Here is a 25,722-nt window from a genome sequence, read left to right as displayed (position 1 = left end):
TTTTAATGATTAGCTTAGTTTCTCGTAGCTAGATAAAATGGAAGAATTTTATCATAAGATTTCAGTAGGGCTTCTACGATTTCTTCTTCAGATGAATTCTCTGTTATAGGGACATCTATTTTAACTAACACTTTTCGGACTTCCTGATTGGATAGTTTATTTCTTAAAATTTGACGATTTTCTTCGTTCGCCTCCCACCGTTGACTTTGACCATCAGAGTAGACTAGATAATAAACACCTTCAACGGTTGGAACTTTTAAAACTTTGGCCTGCTTGCCTAGAGTTCGCTCATCTTTCTTACGCTCGATGAAACTGACCTCTAAGGAAATTCCAAAGTCAGCAGGTGTTCCATACAAACGAAGAGCCATCATAGGTTCTGTCACTTTCCCCTCACGCTGTAGATAAACCCATAAGTGTGGTCTCAAACGCTGCGCTTGGTTCATCCACTGACTTGTCTGTTGGAGTTGCCATTCTGGATGACTTATCTGAAATGCTTTAGCCAGTTCTGTAAAGGCTTTTCGAGCCTCTTGACCTTTATGGCGGAATTCCAGCATTTTCTCTCGTTCTTCCCCAGCTTTATCTGGATTACGGTACTGCAAACCTGCAAAGTCTAGATAGTCTCTTATCTTATTCAACATCCGTTTAACCTCCTCTAGCTAGCAAAAAATCAGGATAAACCTGATTTTACTTATTCTGTATCTACAACGACATAGCGATTTGGCTCATCACCTTCAGAGTAACTAGTCACGCCATCCATACGTGAAATAATACGGTGGATAATCTTGCGTTCACTATTTGACATAGGATCTGTCTGATGGCTACGACCTTCTTCTAAAACACGAGTCGCCAATTTTTGCGCATAGGTCTGCAAGACTTCTGCACGGTGTTCAACGTAATCATTAACATTAATAGTAATGTAGAAAGTTCTTGAATAGCGGTTATAAAGATAATTTTGAGCCAACAGTTGCAAGGCCTTCAAGACTTTACCATGATAACCGATGATACGACCTGGCTCATTAGTATCAATTTGTAGATTGATGCTACGACGGTTATAGTCATTTGAAATCGTCGCCTCAACGTCCATATCATCAATAATCGTTTGAACATAAGTCGTTACTTCCGTAGCTACTTGTTCAATATCAAAGCTCGGTTCCACCTTTAAGCCCAAATCTTCTAATTCTTGACTTTCAGTTTGTTCCGCTTGAGTCTCAGCAATAGGAGTTTCTACTTCTTCTCCGAAACCAGCTTCTTCAAGCTGTAATTCATTTAAAATCTCAATATGTCCAGTTTCTTCCAAAATAGTGCTGGCATGTTTTTCATTTTTCAAGATTTCAGCCTTGACTTCATCAGAAACCCCTTGACCTTCCTCTTCAATCTTTTTAATTGCTTCTACAACATGCCCCAAATCAACGGTTGCTTCACTGACTGTTTTGACCGGTTCATTTTGTTCATTAATTTCTTTGGGAACACCCTTGACAGCCTGCTGATTAGCTTTAATGACCGTTGTTTCACTAATAGCTTCAATATCAACTTGAGCTGGTTTTTTACCAAACAAACCAAGAAATCCATTTTTTTCACGAGAAATGACTTTGATATGAGCCTTCAGTCTTGGGATATCTAATTCTTTCAATCCTTTCTGGATTGCTTCTTCAACAGTTGAACCTGTAAATACTACCATTACCAGATTCCTCCTTATTATTTCGTTTTCTGAGCCTTTTTCTTGGCTTTTCTTTTTCTATTTTCCAAATCTTTTTGTGCCTGTACTACGGCCTCGCGCTCTGCAATAATCTTGAATGGATTGTTCAAGAAATAGGTTTGCAAGACTTGATAGGCATTGGACACTGCCCAGTAGAGAGCGACTCCGCTCGGAGCATAAACCCCAAAGATAAAGATTAAGACTGGAATCCCATACATCATCGCAGTCGTAGCTCCATTTCGCTCAGACAAGGCTTTATTAGACAGCCAAGTACTTAAAAAGGTAAATACTGCTGCTAAAATCGGAAGAACAAGTGTTGTATCCACACCACCAAGGTTAATCCATAAGAAATGACCTGTCTTCAAAAAGTCAACCCTTGATAGAGCTTGGAACAAGGCCAAGATAAGTGGCATCTGAATCAAAATCGGCCAAAGAGAATCCGACTGTCTGACACCCATTTCTTTAAAGACTTTACGCATTTCCTGCTCTAATTTGGTTCTGCTTTCCATATCGCGACCTGGATATTGTTCTCGAAGCGCCTTAATGCGTGGTTGAGCTTCCTGCATTTTTCTAGACGCTACCATTTGCACTTGAAAGACTGGCAAGAGCACTGTACGAATCAAGATTGTAAAGAGAATAATCCCCACTCCGATACTGATATCAAACGATAAAAAGCGAATGACTTCTGCAAAGAAGTAAACCAATTTACTCCAAAAATCAGTCGAATCTGCTGTAATATCACTAGTTGTCCCATTTGTCGCACAGGCTGTCATGATAAATAGAGACAGTCCTAGCAAACTAGTCAACTGTAGTTTCTTTTTCACTCCCATTTCCTTCCTGGTAAATCTTTGATAATTTTAATACGTGGAGTAGATTTTTCTCCATCTCTGCGTATTCCAAGGTTTCGACCCCTTTTCGAGCAATGACAACAAAGTCTACCTTTTCTACCAGACTCCCTTTTGCATTCTGGATAATATGCCGAATCCGTCGCTTGATTTGATTTCTAGTGACGGCATTTCCCAGCTTTTTGCTAACTGATAGACCTACTCGAAAATGGTTTTTTTGATTTTCTAATTTGTAAACAACAAATTTTCGGTTAGCAAAACTTGTTCCTTCCTTGAAAATCGCCTTAAAATCTTTCTCTCTTTTTACACGAAAGTTTTTCTTCAAAACTCAACTCCATCTATTAAATTACTACTATTATACCATATTTTTCAAAAAAGCCAATCATAGCAAGGTTTTGGACAATTTCATCAGAAAAAGAAGCTGGAAAAATCACTTTTCCAACTCCTTGTACGGAATATTTTTTCTAGTTTTACTTATTTTTTCAAGCGTTCAACATCACGAGCAATGACTAATTCTTCATCTGTTGGAATAACCAAGACACGGATTTTCGCTGCCTCTGTTGAGATGTCTCCTGTCACACCAAAGACATTCTTCTCTGGGTCAACATCACAGCCGAACCAAGAGATACCTGAAATAACATCTTCACGTACGTTTGCAGCATTTTCACCTATACCTGCAGTAAAGATAATAGCATCTGCTCCATTTAAGACTGCAAGGTATTGACCGATATGTTTTTGGATACGGTCAACATACATTTCATAAGCCAAAGTGGCATCGTGGTCCCCTTCTTTCATGGCAGCAATCACATCACGCATATCACTAGATTTACCTGAAACCCCCATTAGTCCTGATTCACGATTAAGAACGTGACTAATGTCTTCAGGAGTATTAAAGTCCTCTGTATATTGCATTAAGTAAGGAATGATAGCTGGGTCAATATCTCCTGTACGTGTTCCCATCATCACACCACCAAGTGGAGTGAATCCCATTGAAGTATCGACAGATTGACCGCCCTTAACTGCTGTGATAGAAGCTCCATTACCGATATGGCAAGTAATCAATTTCAAGTCTTCTAATGGACGGCCCAAGAGTTTTGCAGCTTCTCCTGCTACAAACTGGTGACTTGTACCGTGGGCACCATATTTACGAACCTTGTTTTCTGTGTAATATTTTGTTGGTAGAGGGTAGCGATAAGCTTTCTCTGGCATAGTTGTGTGGAATGAAGTATCAAAAACAACTACACTGGTAATGTCTGGCAACAATTCCTTGAAGGCACGAACACCTGCTGCATTGGCTGGATTATGGAGAGGAGCCAACAAGCTCAACTCTTCAACTTTTTCTAAAACATCTCCCTCAACGACTGTTGATTCTTTGAAATATTCTCCACCGGCAACAACACGGTGTCCAACACCTGTAATCTCATCATAAGCCTTGATAATATCGAAACGAATCAAGTCATCCAATAAGATTTTTACAGCTTGTGTATGATTTTCGATATCCAAAATTTGTTGTTCAGAACGACCATCAAATTTTACAGTTGAAATTGAATCTTTCAAACCGATACGTTCAATCAAACCTTTCGCCAATACTTTTTCTTCTGGCATTAAGTATAATTGCCATTTCAAACTTGAACTTCCCGCATTGATTGCAATTGTTTTTGTCATAACAAGACTCCTCTTTTAAGCGTTTTCATCTATTATAACAAAATCTATTTTATATTTCAGTACCTTGAGTCCATTTTTGAAAATTTTCTTTAAATTTCATTAAAACACTTGCATCTTGCAAGCTAGCAAGTGGATAAACAAAAGGATCTACTGCTGTTTCACTTTTCTTCTGTAAGATAAAAATCGTCTTGGATTGTTTAGCACTGGCAAAGAGATTTTCAGGCAAACTAATCATGGCAGTCAGACTTGCCTCCTCTTTCAACCAACCTTTCAACAAGTCACTTTGAGGACTGGTCAACAAATCACTCGGAGCTAGAAAAATAGCATATCCGTCTGACTTGAGATACTTAAGTCCTTGTTCCATGAGCAAGTGATGGGCGTAAGTATGTTCTTGACTAGAAGCAACTTGATGGCGCGACGCAACGGCATCATCAGGATAATAGCCGACAGGCAAGTCGCTGATGACCACATCGCTTTCTTTGAGCATTTGTGGACGAACGGCATCTCCTTGGACAAAGCCAGCCTGCAAACCAATTACATCTGCCATACTAGCTGCCAAATCAATCAGCAAATCATCCACTTCCATTCCCAAGTAATCCACCTTTTTATCAAGCGAGGTCAAGAAAGTAGCGCCCAAAATTCCCATCCCAGAACCCATTTCGAGGATAGTAATTTCCTCCTCTTTAAACAACTCTTCCACAATAAACACCAAAAGTAAGGCAATAGCATCCGGTGTAAACTGGTGATTGGCCTGTAGGGGCTCTGTCTGCCCAGCCTTCATCAAGAGAAACTGGTAGGTCTTGAGCCATTCTTCTTTGCGTAGCGCTAAACGCTTAAGAGCTTGATTGTTCTCTTTGACCTGCTCTAGCTCAGTTTCACCATCCAGATAGATACTATTTTGCTCCACAAGGGCGTCATAAAAGTTGGTCGCCAAATCACTTTGAATGACTTGGACATTCTCTAGTAAATAGGTATAAGCTTGTTCAATTTTTTCAAAATCCATATTCCTATCTTATCAAATTTCCCTCCTTTTTTCCATCCTTATAGAAAAATCACTCCCTGACTAGGCGAGTGATTTTTGGGCTACTGTTAAAAAGAGTTCTGAGTAATTTCCTTGAAACAGGTCTTCATCGCTATAGAGGATCTGACTATGCACAGATGAAAAACCATGCTCAATTAGCTGTTTTTCCAGTTCAGCTAAATCAAACCCATGATGGTTAGCTTCTGTCTTGGTAAAATCAGCAAGTAAAAGTTGTCCATTTTCTCTCAGATGTTGATGAAACAGTGAGAGAGCCGCATCCAAATCAGGCATATGATGAAGAACACGACAAACAACAATGAGATCAAACTCTTTCTCCAAGGTTTTTTCCAGTAAATCTTGCTCCAAAAACTGGATATTCTTGATGTCTTGCTGCTCCGCTTTCAAACGAGCTTGCTCCAGCATTTTCTCCGAAATATCCACCAATGTTACAGACTTGACCTGCTTGGCTAGGGGCAAGGTTAACAGACCCGTCCCTCCACCGAAATCCAAAATTTCTTTGTCTGATAGAAGATCAATCTGTTTCTCGACTGCTTGACAAACTAAGTTTGCAAGGAAGATATTTTTAGGGGAATCAAAAGTTTCTGCTTTGTCGTTAAAATCATGTTTCATATTTTTAGTTTAGCACAAAGTAGCTTGATTGGCTAGGAATTCTCTTTCTTTTCAGGCTTCTCTTCTGATTTTTTCTTCTCTGCTTTTTCGCTTGAATCAGTCGCTACCTTTTCCTTTTTATCTGTTTTCTCTTCTTTTATTTTGACGGAAGGAAACAGGAACTCATATTGACTCTTAGGCGTGCGAACCCTTGTCACCAAGTTTGTTTTCTTATTTTGATAACTCACCTGACCCAGATTAAAGGCCTGTTCCCCACTTTCCTTATCAACCTTATCTTTGGTTCGCTTGGCCATAGCAAAAGCAACCAACTTTTCTTTATTCAAAGCATAGTCTTGATAGTGGGCGACCTGTCGGTTCAAGTAAAATTGTAACAAAAGACTAAAGATGGCTGCCATGGTGACTGCATAGAGGAGAACACCTGCCTTAACTTTCTTCTTTTTCCACACGATAGATGAATTCCCTTTCTAAGCCTTTTTGGAATTGAAAACGAAAACGAACCAGTTGATTGTCCTCTGTAATCTGAGCTGATTTGAGTCCATAAATCATAGGCTGATATCCTCGTCCACTGGCATCAGTTTTCCGAAAATCATCCGATTTTAACTTACCAATAGAGATATCCTTGCCATCCTGCTTCATATAAATGCGATTACCTTCCACTTTTTCGAACTGCGAACGGTCTAATTCTGCCTCCAGCTGGTCCACAAACAAAAGCCACTCCTTTTGCTCGCTTTGCTGTTGGTAGCGAACTTCTGAAATAAGGAGCTGACTCATGGCTTGAAAAAGGAGTAAGCTTCCACTGATGACAATGAGGGCAATCAGGGATTCTAACAAGGTAAAAGCCTTAACCTTATGGCTCTTTGATAGCCAACAACTGTTCTGAACCATGGTAGACCTCCAATCCCTTTTCACTAGAAAACACCTGAATCTCAACTCCGTTTATGTTTACCTGATTTTGACCTGTCTGCAAGGCCATCTTAGCTACCCTCACGACTTCTTCCTTTTGCAAGATTTTTGCTTCTTCTTGCCTATTTTTTTGAATTTGCCCCAAAAGGAGGGTCGCGATGCTGGCAAAGATAGCTAGAGCCACTACTGCTTCCAGTAAAATCACTGCCCTAATTTTTTGTTTCCTTAATGCGTTTAATTTTTCCATTTCCTAGATATAATTGATAACGAATCGCTCCTTTGCTGGTCTGAAATTCAACCTTAGCCAGGGATGAATTTCCCCCAGCTCGGTCAAATGTGATACTTTGTCCTGATGGTGCCTGAATTCCTTTAGGTACGGTCAACTTTTGGCTGCCATTACTGATCGTCTGCCCATCTAAATTTAGACTAGTCTTTTGCTGACTAGCTACACTGCGTTTTTGTGTTTCCCGATAAAGTTCTTCAAACTCCATAAAGAAAATCTGCTCCCCTACCGCCTCAAAAGTGGACTGAACAGAGCCGGACAAGCCCAAGGCAAGGATACTCACAAGTCCCAAAATCAAGAGACTTTCAAGCATGGTAAAAGCCTTAATCTGCAACGGTTTGGCTGGTATTTTGTTTAGCATGGTATTCTTTATAAGCTTTAGCCTGTTCTTCCGTGATGCGCCCATCGTCTTGTAACTTGCTTAGGCTAGCTTCTTCATTCTTATCTAAGCTATAAAGTTCTGCCTGGCTTTCCACCACCTTAACAACAGCAGCTTTTCCTTTGTCATTGACTGCTTCTTTTTGCTTGGTCAGATTAGGTACAAAGAGTAATAGAAGCACGCTGATGATGAGCAAGACTACCAACATCTCCACAAGCGTGAAAGCCTTCACTTTCGCTTTTTTCAAGAATGTCATCATTTTTTTCATGTTAAAAATTTATCTCCATATTTTGATACATGGGCATGAGCATTGCCGCATAAAGTAAAACGATAATCAGTGCCACAAAGATAAAAACCAGTGGCTGCACCAAATTCATGGTGCGGTTGACTCGGGTAAAAAAGGCTTCCCAAGTTTTTTCAGCATAGATCTCCAACTCACTCCCCAGCTTAGACTTGACTTCACCATACTCAATAATGAGACTCAACTCCTTTTTAAAGAAAGGATAGGTTGCTATGGTTTGAGAAAATTCGCGACCATTTTGGAGTGCTTGAGCTAAGTCTTGACCGATTTCTTTAAAGAGCTGGGAACCTTGTTCCTGCATCATCTGAAAAATCTGCGTCAGCTCCATTCCCTGCGAAATCATATTCCCCCATTCACGCGCATAATAGGCTGTCAAATAGGTCTGCACAAAGATTCCAAGAAAGGGAAGGCGTGCTAAGATAGAAAAGACGCGCATCTTAGAACTTCTTTTATAAAAAGTTAGTGCTAAAAGGACACCTACTGAAACAAACCCTACCATTCCTAGAAAAATTTGTGGTAGATTGCCAATGATTTGAGTGGCAATATTGCTACTATCCAGTTGTGGTAGTAGGTAGTTCCGTAGCCCCAGCATAATTAAGAGAAGAAAACCCAGCAAAATCAAGGGATAGGTCGCTACTTCAATTAATTTTTTCTTGACCTTGGCTAGATTGTCTAGATACTCTTCTATCTTTCCCAAACTCAGGTGAAGATTCCCATGAACTTCCGCTAGGGATAACTGAGTGACAATGGCACTTGAAAATCCCAAACTTTCCATCATTTCTGAGAATGATTTCCCCTGAGACAAGCCCGTGCGCATCTGAGTCACACACTGCTTGTCCAACAGAGCACTCCTATCTAAAAAGGAGATTGTCTCCACCAGATGAAAACCGCTGGAAAAGAGATTGTTAAACAGGGTGATGATATTTTTTTGCTTAGCTGTAGCTAATTTTTTCCGTTTCAGCCTGAAGACTTGTGATATGTCCATCTTTAAGAAGCTGGTCAATCTGTTCATTCCAGCTAGTTGGCTGGTGTTCTTGATAGTCTTTGTTTGCAAAGTCAACGATTCCTCCTCCCCCGATTAATCTCTGATAGCAGACTCCCTGCAGAACGACTGCCAATTCCTCCTCACTCACACCCAACTCCAGCAGGCGTTCATAAACACCTCGGATACTCTTGGCATGAATGGTTGAAAAGACTGTCGCCCCTGTCAAACCGGCTCTGACCACTGCACGCGCCGTCTCGCTGTCACGAATTTCTCCGATAATCAAGAGATCTGGGCGATGACGTAAGGAAAGCTTGATCAAATTTTCATAGGTTAGTCCGATTGCCTCATTCAGCTGTAACTGGAGCATGTCGTCCTGCTTGATTTCGACAGGATCTTCAATAGACATAACTTGTTGCCCCTTAAAGAGAGACTTGGCCAATTCGTGCATCAGGGTCGTCTTTCCACTTCCGACTGGACCAGCAAAGAGATAGAGACCACGTTGCCTGTACTGCTTACCCAATTCGTCAATATCCTGAAACCAAAAATGCAAATCATGCTCCTCATCATGCAACAAGCGGATCACCAAACTCTCATGCCCTCGATAATCACCTACAGTAGATAGATGTAAGGACGCCATCTTCTGGTCATAGGCATAATCACAGGAACCAAGTTGACTACGTCGCTTTTCTCCAACATTCATACCCGCCACAAACTTAAAGTGACTGATGACAGCCGCAAACTTTTCAAAATCATAACAACCGATTTTACAGCGCTCGTCTCCGACCCTCATATGAAGCTCATAAGCGTTTAGCTTAGGGACAAAATAAATATCCTGCGCCCCTTTTTTCCGGGCCGAACGAATGATTTCTTGTGCAATTTCTTGAACCATACTTACCTCCTCACCTATACTATTCGCAAAGATTTGGAAAAATAAAAAAAGCAACTCCAAAAAAGTTACTTTTTCTCTATTTTAATTTCATACGGCAAGAACGGTGCCTTTCCTTACCTGTTTGTTTTTCATAGCCTGGACGTAATTTTTCATCTGGGATAACCTGCTCATCCTGCAAAAGAGCCAAAGAATGGTATTGTTGTAAATAGTCATCACATTCATCACACCAGCGTTGGTCTTCCGGATCCCAGAAAATGGTCATCAAGTCACTTCTACTTTTATAAAGAGGGGATTCTTGTTCCAATTTAAACCAGCAAGTTTTGTAGTATTTGAGAGCATCATAATACTGGTCAAATTTCTTACTTGCTACAATATCTTCTTCCCAACCTTCTATAAACCACCAAGGTTCAAAATCTCCGTACATTTCTATAACACGATACATATTCATTTATTCCTTTGTACCGTATATTATAACCAATTCCGCTAAACAAGGAAAGAAATATGCTCATTTCTTAATTTTTTGATAAAAAATCCAGCCATCTTATGATGACTGAATTTCTATTTGCTTATGTTCCAAAATGTTTTTACTACTTAAGCTTCTGAAATATCATTTTCTATAATGACCTTAATTGCATGGTGGTCTGCTGCCTTACTGAAAACTTCATAGGCTTTTTCAATTTCACTTAGTTTGAAATAATGAGTTACCAATTTTTCTGGTTCAATCTTATGACTTTCAAGAGCTTTCAACAATTGTGGAGTGGTATTTGTAGATACCAAACCAGTTGTTACATTGATGTTGCGAATCCAAAGTTTGTCCAAATCGAATTCTACTGGTTTACCATGTACACCACAGTTGGCAACTGTTCCGTCTATACCGATAATCTTTTGACAGAAATCAAATGTTGCAGGAATACCAACAGCTTCGATAGCAACATCTACACCACGACCATCTGTCAAATCATAAATTTCTTTAATCGCTTTTTCAGGGTCTGAAGAATTAACCTTATGAGTCGCACCAAATGATAAAGCAGTTTCCAAGCGGTTATCGTCTAAGTCCACCATAATCAATTTGGCTGGTGAGTAGAATTGGGCTGTCAAAAGAGCAGCCAATCCAACTGGACCTGAACCAATAATGGCTACGCTGCAACCAGGTTCTACTTTCCCTTTCAAGACACCAATTTCATACCCAGTAGGCAAAATGTCTGATAACATAACCAAAGCTTCATCTGACAAGTCTTCTGGAGTATGGTAAAGAGTGTTATCTGCATGAGGGACACGTAAATATTCAGCCTGCATACCGTCAATCAAGTGACCGAAAATCCAGCCCCCTTCGTCTTCACAATGGGCATAAATTCCTTTTTTACAGTAGTAGCATTTACCACAGGCACAGACACAAGAAATCAAGACCTTATCGCCTTTTTTGAAGTTCGAAACTCCTTCCCCAACTTCTTCAACTATCCCAATCCCTTCGTGACCAAGAATGGTACCGCTTTGGCAAGCAGGAACATCCCCTTTGATAATATGGAGGTCTGTTCCACAAATAGTGGTTTTTACGATACGCACAACAGCGTCTGTTGGCTTGCAAATCACTGGTTTGTCAACATCAACAAAAGAAGCAAGTCCCGGTTTAACATAAGTATAGGCTTTCATAAAGCATTCCTCCGTTTTTTTATTTGTACTGTTTATAATATAATTGTAAGCCTTTTCATTCGCTTGTTCAAGTTTTTTTGTGATTTTTTTAACTTTTTTATTTACCAGTAAAGTACTATAGATAAAAAAGCAGAAGCTAGTCACTAACTTCTGCTTTCTCTCTTATGCTTGATAACGTTTCACACCGTCTAGGTAGGTTGCTACCAATTCCAAATCTTTATCTAGTACGATAAAGTCCGCGTCATAGCCTTCACGGATTTGACCACAGACATCATCAATGTGAACAGATTTAGCTGGGTTGAGGCTGGCCATCATGACTGCTTCATGCGGATTCGCAATGCCCCATTCGACCACATTCTTCAAACCGTCCTTGAGTTTGAGGATAGAACCTGCCAAATTACCTGTAGATTTGAGGCGAGCAGTTCCATTGACAACTACTACTGGGAATTCTCCCAACATATAGTCACCGTCTTCCAATCCACCCGCTGTCATACAGTCCGTGATAAGGGCGATATTTTCAGTTCCTTTTTGTTTGAGCAAAATATCACAGGCCTTGGGATCCACATGGTGACCATCACAAATCAATTCAGCATAAGTATGTGGTAATTGATACATGGCTCCCACCATACCGAGTTCACGGTGAGTCAAGCCACGCATGCCATTGTAGGCATGTACCCAAACGCTCGCTCCAGCATCGACTGCTTTTTTGGCTTCATCAAATGTCGCATTTGAATGCCCAAGAGCAACTGTCACACCTTCTCCAGTGATCGTCCGTACAAAGTCTTCTACACCTTCACGCTCTGGCGCAAGAGCAATTTTATTAAGCAAGCCATTAGCTGCTTTTTGCCAAGCACGAAACTCATCCATACGAGGATCTTTCATATAGGCAGGGTTTTGAGCTCCCTTGTATTTCTCTGTGAAATAAGGTCCTTCAAAATAAATTCCACGAATCTTAGCTCCACTTGCTTCCTGGTAACGAGCACCGATATTTTCAGTTACCGCGAGCAATTGCTCATAAGTTGATGTCAAAGTGGTTGGTAAGAAGCTCGTTACTCCCATGCTGAGGAGTCCTTCACTCATGGTATGAAGGGTTCCTTCGATATTATTATCCATAACATCCACACCACCAAATCCATGAATGTGGGTATCCACAAGTCCTGGCGCAATGCTGTATCCTGTATAGTCAATGACGTCAGCGCCTTCAGGAATTTGTTCTACATGTTTTCCAAACTTGCCGTCTACAAGTTCCAAGTAACCACCACGACGAACTCCGTGTGGGTAGAAAAACTGATCCGCTTTAATATAGTTAGGCATAATGTTAACCTCCTTAAAAGATTGATTCTACAATTTATTATGTCAATTACATTATAAACCTTTCTTTTTTATTTGTAAATGGTATAGACCTATTTTCTAGAGATATTTTAAAAGAGCTGGATTTCTCCAACTCTTCTCTTTTTAATACAAATTATTTTGATTTGACTGGCTTGTCTTGAGCTGTTTGTAAGGCTGTAGCAATGGTCTCTGCATACAATTTAGCTCCTGCTTCAATTTTACTATTGTCACTTCCGAAATGGACTTGGTCTGTCCCAGTCCAAATTTCTGGATGTTCCTTAGCAACTTGATTCCAATCTGCTATCGTGATGTAAGGAGTCTTCTCTGCTAATTCTCTCATATAGGCAGCAGCCTTCTCAACGATTGCAAAGGTCTCTTTTGTCTTATCTCCTTCATAAGGAGTCACCAAAACCATGTGGTGCCCCTTAGGAAGATTTTTCACGATACTATCCCAGTCTTCCTTGTAATTTTCAGGATTATTCACACCTGTTGCAATAACTACCATCTTTGGTAGAAATTTATTCTGGCTATTATTTAGCATGATTTCATTGGCGGTCTTGGTTGTTCTGCTGACCTGCGCATTAATCTGTGCTCCAGGAAGGGCTGTCTGCAGGGCTGTATTTGCCCTTAAAGCCACCGAATCACCAATTAGCATAGTGCCATCAGCAATTCCTAAACTATCAGCTTCTGCTCGTTCTGCCATCAACTTGGTCTGACCAATATTTGTTTCAGCTTGCTTCAAGCCATTGACAGTCAAGTCTGTCTCAAACGCTCCCACTTGTGGTGCCATCAAAGTCACTACAAAGACAATGAAGGCCAAGATTCCTGTACTTGCTGCAAGGATTGTGTGAATATGAGGCAGGGGACGAAGAGTTTGTATAATAGGTGTATTCTTTCCTGCGATCCAAGGTTCCAATACATAAAATGAAAGACTGGCAAATCCATAAGAAAAAATCAAAGTCAGTAACACAGCAAAAAGATTTGATGTCAACTGTGAAAAAATGATATAGAAAGGCCAATGGAAGAGATAAACTGCATAGCTAGTATCTGCTAAAAAGCTGATAATCTTTGGCTCCTGCATGTTAGGAGTCTTTTCATGTAAGACACGCGCTGCCAAAATCATAGCAAGGGCTGCAAGGCTGGCAAGCAAGAAGCCCATAAGATAGGCAAAGAGATAGGTAAATTTGACAAAGAAGGTCAAAATGAGTAAGAAGCCAAAACCTCCTGCAAAAACTAAAAGGGTCTTGCGCAAATCCCAGATTTTATCCAATTGCTTAACTAGGGAAGTCGTCTGACGAACGCCTACGATAGTTGCTAACACACTTCCCAAAAAGAATGGATAGACATGAGTTAAACTGGAGAAGTAAACAGAGGAATAAGAGGTTACTAGAAAACTACCAATAAACATGGAGAAGAAGCTGATCAAGAAGGCAGCAGCAGATAAGAGAAAGACCATTCCCTTCAACTGACCATTTGATTTAGCCTGCTTAGATAAGAACCAAACTGCCAACCCCCAAAGAATATAGTAGTGCACCTCAACAGCCAGACTCCAATTATGAACAAACAAATGAGGAATGAACTGAGATTCATAACTCCCACCTGTTAGGAGTTCATAGAAGTTGGTCATGAAGCCTAAGACACCCGCAATTTGACCCCCAATTCCAGCCACATAGTCTTGGCGAACCAAGAAAGTAAAAGGCATGGTTACCAAGACCATCAAAACCACAGGTGGAACGATACGATAAAAGCGTCTCCTAAAAAATCCAACCAAATCAATTTCATGATTTTTAGAAAATTCTTCGATGAGTAGAGCTGTAATCAGGAAACCTGAAAATGTAAAAAAGACATCTACCCCGAAAAATCCTCCAGGAAAGATCGTCTGAAAGAAATGATACAAGAGTACCAAAAGTAAACCTGTAATCCTAATCAAGGAAAACCATTTAATACGCATACGAGTTTATTCTCCCTTTCATTGTACACTTTATTCTATCAAAAAAAGAAGAAAAATCCCAAGAGAAAACTTAGGATTTTTAGCTTATATCTATTCCGTTTTAGAAATTACGCCCTGACTTATTATAGCCATATTTTTCAACAAAATACTCACGGAATTCCAAGAGATTGTCATCCATGATGGCTTGTCGTACTTGCTTCATCAGGTTAAGCAAGAAGTAAAGATTGTGGTAGCTAGTCAAGCGGATACCAAAGGTTTCATCAGCCTTGAGCAGGTGACGAAGATAAGCGCGTGTATAGTTCTTACATGTGTAGCAATCACACTCAGGATCCAGTGGCGTAAAATCCTCAGCAAACTGGGCATTTTTGACAACCAAACGCCCCTGACTAGTCATACAAGTCCCATTACGAGCGATACGAGTCGGCAAGACACAGTCAAACATATCCACCCCACGAATCACCCCATCAATCAAGCTATCTGGCGCTCCCACACCCATCAAATAGCGAGGTTTATTTTCAGGCAGCAGTTGGGTTGTAAAGTCCAAGACCGCATTCATCTCTTCGTGGGTTTCTCCCACTGCTAAGCCACCGATAGAGTAGCCTGGGAAATCCATGCTGACAAGGTCATGAGCTGATTGGCGACGCAGGTCTTCAAATCCTGCCCCTTGCACAATTCCAAATAATCCTTGGTCATGCGGGCGACGATGAGCCTTCAAACCACGCTCAGCCCAACGACTGGTACGCTCGATTGATTTCTTCACGTAGTCATAAGGCTGATAAAACTGGGGACATTCGTCAAAAGACATCATGATGTCTGAGCCTAGATTATTCTGAATAGAGATAGCTTTTTCTGGCGATAGGAACATCTTAGAACCATTGAGATGGTTTTTAAAGGTTACCCCTTCTTCTGTGATATTGCGACTATCTGCTAAGGAATAAACCTGGAAACCACCACTATCCGTCAAAATTGGCTGATCCCAATTCATGAACTTATGAAGTCCACCTGCGCGTGCGATGAGTTCATCTCCTGGACGAAGCCAGAGATGATAAGTGTTTGACAGGATAATTCCCGAACCCATCTCCTTCAATTCTTCAGGCGACTGAGTTTTGACAGTGGCTTGTGTCCCAACCGGCATAAACATAGGTGTTGGAAAGGTACCGTGGGGAGTGATGATTTCTCCCAGACGAGCTCCTGTGTGTTTTTCTTTCTTAATCAAACGGTATTTGATTGGTGAATCTGACATTTTCTACCTCCGAAGCTGGGAAAGACAGTCCCAGTTCATACTTTGTGCCCAAGGGCATACTGTATGATTTTATCAAAAAAAGCTGGAACTGTCACGAACTATGTATAAGAACTATGGTATAATGAGAGAATGAAATACCCAAAAATTGATTTAAAAACCATTCGTCTGCAGGCTAGACAATTTCAAGCTGAAAATCCCCGACTCTTTCTCGTCTATCTCTTACCTAGCATGCTGGTCATCTTATCTGGCTTCCTCAATCCCTTAGAGCGCATCAACGAGAGTGTTTTAGAACAACCCTTTTTAAGCGTGTTTGGCCATGTATTCCAAGCCTACCTTTTTCCTCTATTAGTCTCCTTTATCGGAACAATACTTCTAACCAGTTCCGTCTATACAACGCTGAAACTCATCAAGAGTCCCGATACAGAACTATCCATCAAAAATAGTCTCACTCTCTTTAATGAAGAGCACTTTTCACAAACCTTTTTGACTCTCCTTCTCAAACGTTTCTATCTCTTCTTATGGAGTATTCCTAGTTTGCTTGGAATTTACTTTCTTTTTTACAGTAGCTTTCTAGCAAAGAAATTCGTTGTCCTTCATCCTAAATTTCCCAATTTGGATCTCTCTTCAGTTGAAACTGAGCGTTTCCTCATGACCTTTGGTCTTTACTTTCTAGCAAGTATCCTCTTGATGATTGTCGGAAATAGTCTCTATATTCCACAATATTATGCTTATTCACAGGTAGAATTTCTCCTCTGTGATACTCTAGATTTAGGACAAGCCAAACCAGGACAAATCCTAAAAACCAGCCGTTTCCTGATGAAAGGCTACAAATTTCAGCGCTTTGCCCTAGACTTACAACTCCTTCCTTGGTATTTCCTCAATTGGATTACCTTTGGAATTGCTAGTTTCTCACTCCTACCCTACATTCAAATCAATAAAATAATTTTTTACCGAGCAGTATTGGCTCGAAAACGTCTAAAAGCTTGAAGGTGGCCCCTCAAGCTTTTTTCTATCAATGAGTTTCTCCGCCTGCCAACTTGAGATCTTGATCTCCATGTTCTATAATAGCCCCGATTGCTGCTTCTATCCCTCGCATAATGTCCACTAAACTCATAGCTGGAGTAGTCGGTCGATTCACCACCTGTTCCATCATATAAGGAATGTGCATAAAACCTGCCTTAACATGTGGAAATTTCTTTTCTACCAAGTAGAGAGCCTGATACATCAAATGATTGCAGACAAAAGTCCCTGCCGTATTGGAAACAGAGGCCGGCAAGCCCTCTTTTTTTATAGCTTGGACCATCGCTTTAATCGGCAGACTACTAAAGTAGGCCGAAGCACCATCCGCTCGAATGGGAAGATCAATCGGCTGATTACCTTCGTTATCAGGAATGCGTGCATCGTCTTGATTAATGGCTACTCGTTCAGGCGTCAAGCTAGATCTTCCACCTGCTTGGCCGATACAAAGGACAAAGTCAGGTTGATAGCGGTTCATCTCTTCTTCCAATACTTGGGCCGATTTGTGAAAGACTGTCGGCACTTCTAACCAACGGACCTCAGCACCATGGATTTCAGCTGGCAAACCTTTAATAGCCTCCAAAGCTGGATTGACCTTTTCCCCTCCAAAGGGCTCAAAACCTGTCACTAATACTTTCATTTCTTACTCCTCAAAACAAATTCAATGAGACTTTTTCTTAAAAACAAGTATAACATATTTCCCTTATTCTGGAGTGAAAAGGATTAGAGAGTATCAGACTGGCATTAAAGTTTATTTAAAGAGAAAAATACTAATCAAGGCTAAAATAGCTGGTCCACCTTACTTCAAAATAATTTTCTTATCTGCTGTGAGAGAGCCATAAGCCGCAGCACCAATCACAAATAAAACAAAAATAGTCACAATTTCTAAATTCTGTGAGAAATAAATCCCATACAAGAGAAAGACTCCTAGCAGAGCATTATAAATCCCTTGATTTTTAAACAATGAACTTACTGACGGACGAGCCAGTTCTTCCTTGTCCATGTTAAAGACACGACTAGTCGCATCTGATTGCGTTGCAATACTTTCCAAATAAAAAATGTAAAAATGCCCCAAAGCAACAATCGTTGCTGAAATGGTTGTCATAATTGACATCTTTTTCTCCTTAAATTTCTATATTTTCAATACCCAAAACCAATTTATTTACTAAACGGCTGAGTTCTGTTCTTTCAGACTCTGTTAAGATACTTTCCATCTCTTCCTTAACCTTGATATGTTGCAGAGGGGGATTCATCACTAACTGCTCCTTGGCATACTTCGTAGCCTCTACCAACACTTCCCGCTGATTTTCAGGATTACGATGACGCTCCACCAAACCTTCCTTTTCCAGAATTTTGAAATGTCGGGTCAAAGCAGCCTGATCAATCTTCAAATTTCCATTCATATTGATACTCAATGAAAATCAAAGAGCAAACTAGGAAGCTAGCCGCAGGCTATACTTGAGTACGGCAAGGCGAAACTGACGTGGTTTGAAGAGACTTTCGAAGAGTATGACAAAGAAAAACGAACGAGACTTACTTCCAATCATGAAAGCTAGATCTCATTCGTCAAAATGATATTACCAAGTCTGGTTTATCCATTCATTGAAACGTGAACGTGATCATAGTGATTTTCTGTCACGCTACCACGGTCTGGCATTGGGTTCCAAGTATTAGCTGGCCCATATTTGCTATCGAATGGAGCATAGAAACGTTGTTTCCAAATAATGTAACTAATTCCACGGCTGGCCATGTTTTGAATAGCGTATTCCGCAATCTTATCCCCTAGTTCTGAACTTTCTGGTACCATAAAGTCGATAGCCAAACCTTTTCCGTGATCTCCACTGTCTCCTGGACGGTAACCACTAAAGGATGTGATGCCAAACAAGTTGGCGATTTCTTCTTTAAAGGCAGCTGTTTGTGGTTGAAGGCCAGCATTTTCAGATTTCGCTACTGCCAGTCCAGCGTAATCGGGCGCAGCTGGAGCCGCGTAAGTTGTTGAAACTGTTTTCGCCTCTTCTGGTTGATAAGTAGAAACTGCTGCTGTAGCTTCACTTGATGATGCTACTTCTTTTGCTTCTTCTGAACTTGTTGCAGTTGTTTCAGGTGCTTTTTCTTCTACTGGTATTGTGGTTGCTTCCACTGCTGATTCAGTTTGAGTGCTTGCTTGTGTTTCATCTTTCTCAGCTGGAGTCGTTGCCTGAGGAGCTGCTTCTGCAACTGCACTACTTGTTTCGGCTGTTTGCTCCTCTGGGACAGAAGTTTCTGTAGATGGTGCCACTTTTTCTGCAGTAGCAACTTTCTCTGCAACTTCTGAACTTGATGCCACTTCTTTTGTTCTTGTAGTTTCTACCGCTTTTGGAGCTTCTGCAATCGGTTGAGAAAGGTCTGCAACCTGAACAGTTTGATCATCAACCGTCACTTGATTGGTTGTCAAATCTGCTGTCGCAGTTGTCACTTCTTCACTAGAGTCTGCTTGAGGAGTTTGGATTTCAACTTCTGTTACTTCTTCAGCTTCATTGACAGTCGTTGTCAAAACAGTTTCTGGGAAAATCAAGTCCATATTAGTGATTTTATTCAAATTCGCAAGAACTGTGACATCTACACCCAAGGCTTCTGCAATAGTGCTCAGGGTATCACCATATTGAACGGTATAACTAGTTTTGTTGTCCGTTTTAGTCAAATCATTTTGAATTTGCTCAACACTACGTGCAGTCCAAAGAACTTCTTCTGCTTGAGTTGCCAATACTGGGGCAAATGATAGAGCTACCGTTGAGGCTAATAATATTCTTTTCTTCATTCTTTCAAATTCCTTTCAAATGAGTACCTGTCTATCATAACACAAAAAAAGAAGAAAAAAAGCCCTCTCGGGCCTATTTAATAGAACTGTCTATTCCTTGTAACAAACTCAGTTACTTGAAATAGTTTGTTAGGTCTCTGTCACAAAACTGACACAATCTTTTTATTGCTCAGCCTCAAAAAAACGGGAAATATCTGCTAACGCTTGAATCCTGTGATTTCCTTCATAAGTCGACTCTAAAAAGTTGATACTTTGAATCCCACTATTCTGGGCAAATTCCACATCCAGAGTCCGATCCCCTATATAATAGGTCTTCTCAGAATCCAACTGATACTTGCCTAACAGATAGTTAGCCGCTTCTGAACTAGGTTTACGCGCAAAGCCACTCTGACTGGTTAAAATCTCTGTAAAATAAGATTCCAAACCCAAGTCTCTTAGAATGGTAAAAGCATTATCTCCTTTATGAGTGTAGACAAACTGTTGAATTCCTACTTGGTCTGCCCAATTCAACACCTCACGCGCACCTGACATCAAAACTACCTGGGCATTTTTTTCAGCCAGACTCTGGGCACGCACCTGATTTAGCACTTCCACATCAAGTTTTCTCTCTTCCGCCACCTGCACAAGTAAATCCTGCACAGAATACTTGAGGATAAACTCTCTCACCTTCTCCTTATCATAAGGAATAGAAAACTGAGCAAAAGTTTCCTCAATCCCTGATAAAATCGCTTCATAAGAGTCCAATAAAGTCCCGTCTAAATCCCAAATAAAAGCTGTTTTTTGCATTTCCTATCCTTTCAAGCTCATATAACGCTGGTAACGGTAACGTAGAAATAACCAACGAAAACCATTATCCAAAAGGGTTCCAGCCCAAATACCGGGCAAGCCCCAACCAAGCACAATCCCCATCAGATATCCTGTTCCAATGCGGATACACCACATTCCTATACTTGTCGCATAAAAGGGAAGCCGAGCATTGCCCAAACCCTGCCAGACTGCTGTATAGATGACTGTTCCTATCGTCATAGGAGTACCAAGTAGTGAAAAAAGTGTCACTAGCACACTAGCCTCCACCGCTAGAGAATCAGTCGTATAGAGATGAGTTAGTGGTATACCCAAGGCATAGACACTAAGCGTCAAGGGCAACATGAGAAGCAGAGAAAGCCAAAAGGTTTGCTTGCTCAAATTAGCTACTCTTTCCCAATTATCCTCTCCAACTGCTCGAGCTACCAGCATGACCGTTGCAGTAGCGACGCCAAAGGCAGGCATATAGTTAAACTGGGTCAAGACTTCTCCGACTGCATTTCCAGCCACCGCCTCCGTTCCAAAAGAAACAACCAAGGCAATGATCACGACATCTCCAGCCCTCATCATGAGCCTCTCTCCAGCTGCTGGCAACGCTAAGGTCAATAGTTCCTTATCTAAACCAAAAGTCGGTTTCTCAAAAGGCAACTTTAATTGCGACCATAAAATCACAAGACCTACCAAACGAGACAGAATTGTCCCCCAAGCAACACCAGCTATCCCCATATCCAGAACAAAAATAGCTAGACTTGAAAAAAGAATATTCAAGGCATTGGATAAAAAACTAACATAGAGAGGCAGACGTGGATTATGCGTTGCACGAATCAAGGCTCCCAGACTAGTCATTAAACCTAAGAGAACAATCGATCCGCCTACCAAAGATAGGTAGAGTCCACCACTCTCAGCTACATCTCTCTCCGTCCCCAAAAGTCCTATCATCTCTTTCCCAGCGAAGATGGACAAAAATCCTAAAAGGAAACTTAATAGTAAGGTAATCTTCAATGCCTCAGTCACATGATAGGCTAGCATAGATTGATCCTTCTGCCCCAAATTTTTTGAAATAACACTGGAAATAGCAGCTCCCAGAGCGATGAAAATCGCCTGATAAATCGTGATAATATTGCCAGCTACTGATACACCCGAAATAGCTATCAAGCCCAAGTGGGCTACTAAGTAACTATCCACCATCCCCATGAGCATCTGCAAAAAATTTTCGCCCATAGCTGGCAAGGCAATATTAAGAATGTCTTTATTTTTCTTAAACAATCCTTCCTCCTGATGAAAAGAAACTCAGTTGGTTTCCCAACCGAGTTTACTCCCTCTGTCTTAAAGTCCTAGATAAGCCTCAACCGCTGCTTGCATATCAGCAGCTGCCACTGTTGTCTTGTGACGAACAGGAGCTGTTTCAAGCCCGTCAACTGCTGGTGGTACTGCAACTCCTGAAATATCATGTAATTGAGCCAAGGCTTCAAAGTCAGTCAAGCCTACTTTACCTGTTACAGCTTCTACTGCAACCACTGGGAACTTGTATGGACTCGCTGTTGAAGCAATCACTGTCTTAGTCACATCGCCAGTAGCCGCTTGGTATTTCTTATAAACTGCCGAGGCAACCGCCGTATGTGGATCCTCGATATAAGAATCTGCCTCATAAACACGCTTGATTTCTGCTGCCGTTTCTTCCTCAGTCGCATATTCAGCTGCAAAGAGGTCCAAAATCTCTGCATCAAAGTCTGTCAACTCATATTGTCCTTGCTTGTTCAAGGCATTCATAAGTTCAGCTGTCTTTTCAGCATTATTTCCCAAAAGATGGAAAATCAAACGCTCCAAGTTTGAAGACACCAGAATATCCATAGATGGGCTAGTTGTTATCTTAAACTCACGTTTCTTATCGTAAATACGTGTATTGAAGAAGTCTGTCAAAACATTGTTGTCATTTGAAGCACAGATTAATTTGCCAACTGGTAGACCAATTTGCTTAGCATAAAAGGCAGCCAAGATATTTCCAAAGTTTCCAGTTGGTACTGTGAAGTTGACCTTATCACCAGCTACAATCTCACCAGACTTAACCAACTGAGCGTAAGCATAAACATAATAAACAATCTGTGGCACCAAACGACCGATATTCATAGAGTTTGCAGATGAAAATTGCAACTTGTTGGCCGCTAATCTTTCACGAAGAACCACATCGTTAAACATATGCTTCACATTTGTTTGCGCATCGTCAAAGTTACCATCAATAGCGATAACATGAGTATTATCACCAGTCTGAGTGGTCATTTGCAACTCTTGAACCTTGCTGACACCATCCTTTGGATAAAAAACGATAATCTCAGTACCAGGTACATCTGCAAATCCTGCCATAGCAGCTTTCCCAGTATCACCAGATGTCGCTGTCAAAATGACGATTTTGTTCTCCAAGCCATGTTTCTTAGCAGCAGTCGTCATAAAGTATGGCAAGATAGACAAGGCCATATCCTTAAAGGCAATCGTTGAACCATGGAACAATTCCAAGTTGTATTGCCCGTCTAATTTCACTAATGGTGCGATAGCTGGAGTATCAAATTTACTATCGTAGGCATTGTTGATACAGTAGTCCAACTCCTCGGCTGTAAAGTCATCTAAAAATGCTGATAAAACTAACTTAGCCACTTCTTGGTAAGAAGCATCTTTCAATTTGTCAAAGTCCAAATCTACCTTTGGATAAGTAAGCGGTGTAAACAAACCACCGTCCGTCGCCAAACCTTGCAAAATAGCTTGGCTGGCAGTTACTGTATTGTTGGCATCACGCGTTGATTGATAAACTAATGTCATTACTCTCTATCCTTTATCTATAGTCTCTTCCATTATATCATGATTTTTCAGAAAATTCTCCCTTTATAAGAGAAATTATAGGCCCAATTCTTCTTTCAAAGACTGTAAGTAGGTCATTTCTTGCTTATTTCTCATCTCCAGTCCTTCCTCAGCTAGCAGGAGTAAGTCTTTGGAGAATTCAATAATCGTAATTTCTTCCTCATCTGTAAGCTTTTTCTTAGAAAATTGTCTCCTTAAAAACTTGTAATCACGACCAAATTCTTTAAAGAAAGGTTCTGTTTCTAAGTAAACTTCTAACTTATCTAAATTAACCAACAATCCCAAGTGAAAAGCTGCTGAAGCGAAGGTTTTATCTAGAGGTTGAGTGCACACACTACGAAACTCAACTGTTCCGCGAGTCGTTAAGTCTTGGTACTGATAACTACGATGAGTTTCAAAATCCTTCTCTTGAGGGTAAATAAGAATCTCATCCCCATTAAGAGAATATGCTTGGATTTCAGATGTAGCCAAATAGTCCCTAGCCTGAATCGGATAAAAATAATAGGTTTGTCCATCACGTTCCGCAGTAAAAATTGCAGAATGATCTAGATAATCAAAAAAATCATCCTCATCTTTAAAGAGTCTAGCATTGACCCCGACGTTTTCTGGATAGATACCATGCATCGATTCTTCCCAGAAAATATCTCTTGAAATTTTCGTATTCCAATCCGCACCTAAAAACTCAGAATTGGCAAATAAATAAGCCTTAACTGCTTCAATTTGGGTAAAAGCATTAATCACTCGTAAGTAGTTAGACTTTGAAACATCCAACTGAACCTGACTCCCACAAATGAACGCTCCGTATTCAGGGAATTGATGTAAGTTTGATTTAGTAACATTTCTGCTCAAATTCAAATAGTCCATCAACATCTGATAGCGTGGGTAAGCCACGGGACAATTCTCATTTTTATCCCAGTTGGGATGAATACCACAGCCAACAATAGCATGATTTGATTCAGCTAACTTCTTCTGGATTGCTTCCATATAAATACTAAAACGTTCTTCAACCTCTTGTATCGTTTCAGCCTTACCAAATGCAAACTCTATCGTGGTATAGGAAACTTCAAATAAAATAGCATCCTGACTTACTGGATCCACTAGCTGAATAGGATTCCCAAAATCATCCACCTTTTCTACAGCTAAATTCAAAGCAGAAACTAGATAACGAAATAACCGCTTGATAACTTCAACATCTGTAGCATCCCCTTCTAAATTTGTAACAGGATATTCCAGCTCAATCCCGACAAACAATTCAGGATTTTCTTTAATATTTTTCAAATACCGAAGTTTTAACAATTCGCTAGAACGAGACATACTTCCCTACACTTTCATAATCTAAATAAAATTTGGATAAGTATTATTATACCAAAAATAATATAAAAAGGAACGAAGATTTACAACGTTCCTTACTCTATACTATACCGGCGGCCGGGGTCGAACCGGCACGTCCTTGCGGACACTGGATTTTGAGTCCAGCGCGTCTGCCAATTCCGCCACGCCGGCAAATAGTAACTGGGGTAGCTGGATTCGAACCAACGCATGAGGGAGTCAAAGTCCCTTGCCTTACCGCTTGGCTATACCCCAATAATATAAAATAGGCGAGTGATGGGGATCGAACCCACGCATGCCAGAGCCACAATCTGGTGTGTTAACCACTTCACCACACCCGCCATAATTCTATTAACACGGGCAGTAGGAATTGAACCCACACTGAAGGTTTTGGAGACCTTAGTTCTACCTTTAAACTATGCCCGTAAAATGGAAGGGGAGGGATTCGAACCCCCGAACCCGAAGGAGCGGATTTACAGTCCGCCGCGTTTAGCCTCTTCGCTACCCTTCCAAAATATATAAATGGCGCGAGACGGAATCGAACCGCCGACACATGGAGCTTCAATCCATTGCTCTACCAACTGAGCTACCGAGCCTTATTGCGGGAGCAGGATTTGAACCTACGACCTTCGGGTTATGAGCCCGACGAGCTACCGAGCTGCTCCATCCCGCGTTATTACAAAAGGAGGATGTGGGATTCGAACCCACGCACGCTTTTACACGCCTGACGGTTTTCAAGACCGTTCCCTTCAGCCGGACTTGGGTAATCCTCCAAAATAGTCCGTACGGGATTCGAACCCGTGTTACCGCCGTGAAAAGGCGGTGTCTTAACCCCTTGACCAACGGACCAAACTTTATGGGCACGAGTGGACTCGAACCACCGACCTCACGCTTATCAGGCGTGCGCTCTAACCACCTGAGCTACGCGCCCAAGTTAAAAACTTGGTAATTGAACAAAGTTCAAAGCGGGTGACGAGAATCGAACTCGCGACAACAGCTTGGAAGGCTGTAGTTTTACCACTAAACTACACCCGCTTGAATGGGAGTTAACGGGATCGAACCGCTGACCCTCTGCTTGTAAGGCAGATGCTCTCCCAGCTGAGCTAAACTCCCTAGAGCTAAGCGACTTCCATATCTCACAGGGGGCAACCC

General features: G+C 41.0%; 27 protein-coding genes, 12 tRNA genes and 1 pseudogene. 1 reads left to right on the top strand and 39 read right to left on the bottom strand.

The window, feature by feature from the left end; translation table 11 throughout:
- Positions 1–14 precede the first annotated feature (14 nt).
- From ACERDH_RS09300 to tgt, 19 genes are all read right to left on the bottom strand, one after another.
- On the bottom strand, positions 15–638 hold the full coding sequence (locus tag ACERDH_RS09300; RefSeq protein WP_261012397.1) for a ribonuclease P: 624 nt from the start codon (positions 636–638) through the stop codon (positions 15–17).
- Between the two features lie 50 nt (positions 639–688).
- Positions 689–1,678: an RNA-binding cell elongation regulator Jag/EloR gene (gene jag / locus ACERDH_RS09295; RefSeq protein ID WP_261012396.1), complete on the bottom strand. Its 990-nt coding sequence runs from the start codon at positions 1,676–1,678 to the stop codon at positions 689–691.
- A gap of 17 nt (positions 1,679–1,695) precedes the next feature.
- The gene (locus tag ACERDH_RS09290) at positions 1,696–2,520 is read right to left on the bottom strand and encodes a membrane protein insertase YidC (RefSeq protein WP_261012394.1); all 825 of its coding nucleotides are present in this window, start codon (positions 2,518–2,520) and stop codon (positions 1,696–1,698) included.
- Positions 2,495–2,866, bottom strand: a complete 372-nt coding sequence (rnpA, locus tag ACERDH_RS09285) for a ribonuclease P protein component (protein WP_214615116.1) — start codon at positions 2,864–2,866, stop codon at positions 2,495–2,497. Before rnpA ends, ACERDH_RS09290 begins: the two co-directional genes overlap by 26 nt.
- A gap of 149 nt (positions 2,867–3,015) precedes the next feature.
- On the bottom strand, positions 3,016–4,206 hold the full coding sequence (locus tag ACERDH_RS09280) for an acetate kinase (protein WP_045606668.1): 1,191 nt from the start codon (positions 4,204–4,206) through the stop codon (positions 3,016–3,018).
- Between the two features lie 49 nt (positions 4,207–4,255).
- Entirely contained in the window at positions 4,256–5,209 is a 954-nt protein-coding gene (locus tag ACERDH_RS09275) for a class I SAM-dependent methyltransferase (RefSeq protein WP_386686693.1), read from the bottom strand.
- A gap of 60 nt (positions 5,210–5,269) precedes the next feature.
- The gene (locus tag ACERDH_RS09270; RefSeq protein ID WP_386686690.1) at positions 5,270–5,857 is read right to left on the bottom strand and encodes a class I SAM-dependent methyltransferase; all 588 of its coding nucleotides are present in this window, start codon (positions 5,855–5,857) and stop codon (positions 5,270–5,272) included.
- 32 nt (positions 5,858–5,889) lie between these two features.
- The gene (gene comGG / locus ACERDH_RS09265) at positions 5,890–6,303 is read right to left on the bottom strand and encodes a competence type IV pilus minor pilin ComGG (protein WP_386686687.1); all 414 of its coding nucleotides are present in this window, start codon (positions 6,301–6,303) and stop codon (positions 5,890–5,892) included.
- Positions 6,281–6,742: a competence type IV pilus minor pilin ComGF gene (gene comGF, locus ACERDH_RS09260; RefSeq protein WP_386686685.1), complete on the bottom strand. Its 462-nt coding sequence runs from the start codon at positions 6,740–6,742 to the stop codon at positions 6,281–6,283. Before comGF ends, comGG begins: the two co-directional genes overlap by 23 nt.
- Positions 6,705–7,007 (bottom strand): competence type IV pilus minor pilin ComGE, encoded by a 303-nt coding sequence (gene comGE / locus ACERDH_RS09255; RefSeq protein ID WP_071478895.1) that lies wholly within the window; start codon positions 7,005–7,007, stop codon positions 6,705–6,707. The genes comGF and comGE overlap by 38 nt, the downstream gene beginning before the upstream one ends.
- On the bottom strand, positions 6,970–7,404 hold the full coding sequence (comGD, locus tag ACERDH_RS09250; RefSeq protein WP_031233245.1) for a competence type IV pilus minor pilin ComGD: 435 nt from the start codon (positions 7,402–7,404) through the stop codon (positions 6,970–6,972). The genes comGE and comGD overlap by 38 nt, the downstream gene beginning before the upstream one ends.
- On the bottom strand, positions 7,367–7,690 hold the full coding sequence (gene comGC / locus ACERDH_RS09245; protein ID WP_261274697.1) for a competence type IV pilus major pilin ComGC: 324 nt from the start codon (positions 7,688–7,690) through the stop codon (positions 7,367–7,369). Before comGC ends, comGD begins: the two co-directional genes overlap by 38 nt.
- 1 nt (position 7,691) lies before the next feature.
- A complete protein-coding gene (gene comGB, locus ACERDH_RS09240) occupies positions 7,692–8,708 on the bottom strand; it encodes a competence type IV pilus assembly protein ComGB (RefSeq protein ID WP_080713095.1) in 1,017 nt (338 codons plus the stop codon).
- Positions 8,656–9,597 carry a competence type IV pilus ATPase ComGA gene (gene comGA, locus ACERDH_RS09235; protein WP_386686678.1) on the bottom strand — a complete coding sequence of 314 codons (942 nt, stop codon included), beginning with the start codon at positions 9,595–9,597 and terminating at the stop codon, positions 8,656–8,658. Before comGA ends, comGB begins: the two co-directional genes overlap by 53 nt.
- Before the next feature lie 76 nt (positions 9,598–9,673).
- Positions 9,674–10,039, bottom strand: coding sequence for a DUF1033 family protein (locus ACERDH_RS09230; protein WP_223340412.1), 366 nt, complete (start codon positions 10,037–10,039; stop codon positions 9,674–9,676).
- A 149-nt stretch (positions 10,040–10,188) separates the two neighbouring features.
- Complete coding sequence (locus ACERDH_RS09225; protein ID WP_153199947.1) at positions 10,189–11,247, bottom strand: zinc-dependent alcohol dehydrogenase family protein; 1,059 nt, start codon at positions 11,245–11,247, stop codon at positions 10,189–10,191.
- A gap of 162 nt (positions 11,248–11,409) precedes the next feature.
- A complete protein-coding gene (gene nagA / locus ACERDH_RS09220) occupies positions 11,410–12,561 on the bottom strand; it encodes an N-acetylglucosamine-6-phosphate deacetylase (RefSeq protein WP_386686674.1) in 1,152 nt (383 codons plus the stop codon).
- Between the two features lie 151 nt (positions 12,562–12,712).
- On the bottom strand, positions 12,713–14,530 hold the full coding sequence (locus ACERDH_RS09215) for an acyltransferase family protein (protein WP_386686671.1): 1,818 nt from the start codon (positions 14,528–14,530) through the stop codon (positions 12,713–12,715).
- Positions 14,531–14,630: 100 nt separating this feature from the next.
- Complete coding sequence (tgt, locus tag ACERDH_RS09210) at positions 14,631–15,773, bottom strand: tRNA guanosine(34) transglycosylase Tgt (protein ID WP_001285237.1); 1,143 nt, start codon at positions 15,771–15,773, stop codon at positions 14,631–14,633.
- 129 nt (positions 15,774–15,902) lie between these two features.
- On the opposite strand from tgt, the gene ACERDH_RS09205 reads away from it, so the two are divergent.
- Positions 15,903–16,760: a DUF975 family protein gene (locus ACERDH_RS09205; protein WP_386686666.1), complete on the top strand. Its 858-nt coding sequence runs from the start codon at positions 15,903–15,905 to the stop codon at positions 16,758–16,760.
- A gap of 25 nt (positions 16,761–16,785) precedes the next feature.
- On the opposite strand, the gene pcp is transcribed toward ACERDH_RS09205, so the two are convergent.
- The 20 genes and pseudogenes from pcp to ACERDH_RS09105 form a co-directional block, all read right to left on the bottom strand.
- On the bottom strand, positions 16,786–17,430 hold the full coding sequence (gene pcp / locus ACERDH_RS09200) for a pyroglutamyl-peptidase I (RefSeq protein ID WP_261019434.1): 645 nt from the start codon (positions 17,428–17,430) through the stop codon (positions 16,786–16,788).
- Between the two features lie 159 nt (positions 17,431–17,589).
- Entirely contained in the window at positions 17,590–17,904 is a 315-nt protein-coding gene (locus ACERDH_RS09195; protein ID WP_386686662.1) for a DUF1304 domain-containing protein, read from the bottom strand.
- Positions 17,905–17,914: 10 nt separating this feature from the next.
- A pseudogene (locus ACERDH_RS09190) lies at positions 17,915–18,181 on the bottom strand (MarR family winged helix-turn-helix transcriptional regulator); the annotation flags it as partial.
- A 200-nt stretch (positions 18,182–18,381) separates the two neighbouring features.
- Positions 18,382–19,587 carry a LysM peptidoglycan-binding domain-containing protein gene (locus ACERDH_RS09185; protein ID WP_203180391.1) on the bottom strand — a complete coding sequence of 402 codons (1,206 nt, stop codon included), beginning with the start codon at positions 19,585–19,587 and terminating at the stop codon, positions 18,382–18,384.
- Positions 19,588–19,749: 162 nt separating this feature from the next.
- Entirely contained in the window at positions 19,750–20,373 is a 624-nt protein-coding gene (locus tag ACERDH_RS09180) for an HAD family hydrolase (RefSeq protein ID WP_203180392.1), read from the bottom strand.
- Between the two features lie 3 nt (positions 20,374–20,376).
- Positions 20,377–21,657, bottom strand: a complete 1,281-nt coding sequence (locus tag ACERDH_RS09175) for an MATE family efflux transporter (RefSeq protein WP_020903673.1) — start codon at positions 21,655–21,657, stop codon at positions 20,377–20,379.
- Between the two features lie 60 nt (positions 21,658–21,717).
- Entirely contained in the window at positions 21,718–23,202 is a 1,485-nt protein-coding gene (thrC, locus tag ACERDH_RS09170) for a threonine synthase (protein WP_386686653.1), read from the bottom strand.
- 75 nt (positions 23,203–23,277) lie between these two features.
- Positions 23,278–24,555, bottom strand: a complete 1,278-nt coding sequence (locus tag ACERDH_RS09165; protein WP_265476356.1) for a glutamate-cysteine ligase family protein — start codon at positions 24,553–24,555, stop codon at positions 23,278–23,280.
- Between the two features lie 105 nt (positions 24,556–24,660).
- Positions 24,661–24,744 (bottom strand) — tRNA-Leu (locus tag ACERDH_RS09160).
- A gap of 9 nt (positions 24,745–24,753) precedes the next feature.
- Positions 24,754–24,825 (bottom strand) — tRNA-Gln (locus ACERDH_RS09155).
- A gap of 13 nt (positions 24,826–24,838) precedes the next feature.
- Positions 24,839–24,911, bottom strand: a tRNA-His gene (locus tag ACERDH_RS09150).
- Positions 24,912–24,925: 14 nt separating this feature from the next.
- Positions 24,926–24,996, bottom strand: a tRNA-Trp gene (locus ACERDH_RS09145).
- A 4-nt stretch (positions 24,997–25,000) separates the two neighbouring features.
- A tRNA-Tyr gene (locus ACERDH_RS09140) sits at positions 25,001–25,081 on the bottom strand.
- Between the two features lie 12 nt (positions 25,082–25,093).
- Positions 25,094–25,166: transfer RNA gene (locus ACERDH_RS09135), tRNA-Phe, on the bottom strand.
- Positions 25,167–25,169: 3 nt separating this feature from the next.
- Positions 25,170–25,243: transfer RNA gene (locus ACERDH_RS09130), tRNA-Met, on the bottom strand.
- Positions 25,244–25,253: 10 nt separating this feature from the next.
- A tRNA-Ser gene (locus ACERDH_RS09125) sits at positions 25,254–25,343 on the bottom strand.
- 4 nt (positions 25,344–25,347) lie between these two features.
- Positions 25,348–25,419, bottom strand: a tRNA-Glu gene (locus ACERDH_RS09120).
- Positions 25,420–25,427: 8 nt separating this feature from the next.
- Positions 25,428–25,501, bottom strand: a tRNA-Ile gene (locus tag ACERDH_RS09115).
- 33 nt (positions 25,502–25,534) lie between these two features.
- Positions 25,535–25,605 (bottom strand) — tRNA-Gly (locus tag ACERDH_RS09110).
- Positions 25,606–25,610: 5 nt separating this feature from the next.
- Positions 25,611–25,683 (bottom strand) — tRNA-Val (locus ACERDH_RS09105).
- Between the last annotated feature and the right edge of the window lie 39 nt (positions 25,684–25,722).

Source organism: Streptococcus bovismuti (assembly GCF_042436615.2).
Lineage (GTDB): Bacteria > Bacillota > Bacilli > Lactobacillales > Streptococcaceae > Streptococcus.
The sequence above is the reverse complement of the archived record's forward strand: the minus strand, read 5'-3'. Positions and strand labels throughout refer to the sequence as shown.

Bases quoted from the DNA above. Each gene is read 5' to 3' on its own strand.
- ACERDH_RS09195 (WP_386686662.1), bottom strand. From the start codon at position 17,904: ATGTCAATTATGACAACCATTTCAGCAACGATTGTTGCTTTGGGGCAT.
- ACERDH_RS09180 (WP_203180392.1), bottom strand. From the start codon at position 20,373: ATGCAAAAAACAGCTTTTATTTGGGATTTAGACGGGACTTTATTGGAC.
- ACERDH_RS09225 (WP_153199947.1), bottom strand. From the start codon at position 11,247: ATGAAAGCCTATACTTATGTTAAACCGGGACTTGCTTCTTTTGTTGAT.
- thrC (WP_386686653.1), bottom strand. From the start codon at position 23,202: ATGACATTAGTTTATCAATCAACGCGTGATGCCAACAATACAGTAACT.
- ACERDH_RS09205 (WP_386686666.1), top strand. From the start codon at position 15,903: ATGAAATACCCAAAAATTGATTTAAAAACCATTCGTCTGCAGGCTAGA.
- ACERDH_RS09300 (WP_261012397.1), bottom strand. From the start codon at position 638: ATGTTGAATAAGATAAGAGACTATCTAGACTTTGCAGGTTTGCAGTAC.
- tgt (WP_001285237.1), bottom strand. From the start codon at position 15,773: ATGTCAGATTCACCAATCAAATACCGTTTGATTAAGAAAGAAAAACAC.
- ACERDH_RS09230 (WP_223340412.1), bottom strand. From the start codon at position 10,039: ATGTATCGTGTTATAGAAATGTACGGAGATTTTGAACCTTGGTGGTTT.
- ACERDH_RS09165 (WP_265476356.1), bottom strand. From the start codon at position 24,555: ATGTCTCGTTCTAGCGAATTGTTAAAACTTCGGTATTTGAAAAATATT.
- pcp (WP_261019434.1), bottom strand. From the start codon at position 17,430: ATGAAAGTATTAGTGACAGGTTTTGAGCCCTTTGGAGGGGAAAAGGTC.
- comGF (WP_386686685.1), bottom strand. From the start codon at position 6,742: ATGGTTCAGAACAGTTGTTGGCTATCAAAGAGCCATAAGGTTAAGGCT.
- ACERDH_RS09280 (WP_045606668.1), bottom strand. From the start codon at position 4,206: ATGACAAAAACAATTGCAATCAATGCGGGAAGTTCAAGTTTGAAATGG.
- ACERDH_RS09185 (WP_203180391.1), bottom strand. From the start codon at position 19,587: ATGAAGAAAAGAATATTATTAGCCTCAACGGTAGCTCTATCATTTGCC.
- comGE (WP_071478895.1), bottom strand. From the start codon at position 7,007: ATGGAAAAATTAAACGCATTAAGGAAACAAAAAATTAGGGCAGTGATT.
- comGD (WP_031233245.1), bottom strand. From the start codon at position 7,404: ATGCTAAACAAAATACCAGCCAAACCGTTGCAGATTAAGGCTTTTACC.
- jag (WP_261012396.1), bottom strand. From the start codon at position 1,678: ATGGTAGTATTTACAGGTTCAACTGTTGAAGAAGCAATCCAGAAAGGA.
- comGB (WP_080713095.1), bottom strand. From the start codon at position 8,708: ATGGACATATCACAAGTCTTCAGGCTGAAACGGAAAAAATTAGCTACA.
- comGC (WP_261274697.1), bottom strand. From the start codon at position 7,690: ATGAAAAAAATGATGACATTCTTGAAAAAAGCGAAAGTGAAGGCTTTC.
- ACERDH_RS09270 (WP_386686690.1), bottom strand. From the start codon at position 5,857: ATGAAACATGATTTTAACGACAAAGCAGAAACTTTTGATTCCCCTAAA.
- ACERDH_RS09275 (WP_386686693.1), bottom strand. From the start codon at position 5,209: ATGGATTTTGAAAAAATTGAACAAGCTTATACCTATTTACTAGAGAAT.
- nagA (WP_386686674.1), bottom strand. From the start codon at position 12,561: ATGCCTAACTATATTAAAGCGGATCAGTTTTTCTACCCACACGGAGTT.
- ACERDH_RS09215 (WP_386686671.1), bottom strand. From the start codon at position 14,530: ATGCGTATTAAATGGTTTTCCTTGATTAGGATTACAGGTTTACTTTTG.
- comGA (WP_386686678.1), bottom strand. From the start codon at position 9,597: ATGGTTCAAGAAATTGCACAAGAAATCATTCGTTCGGCCCGGAAAAAA.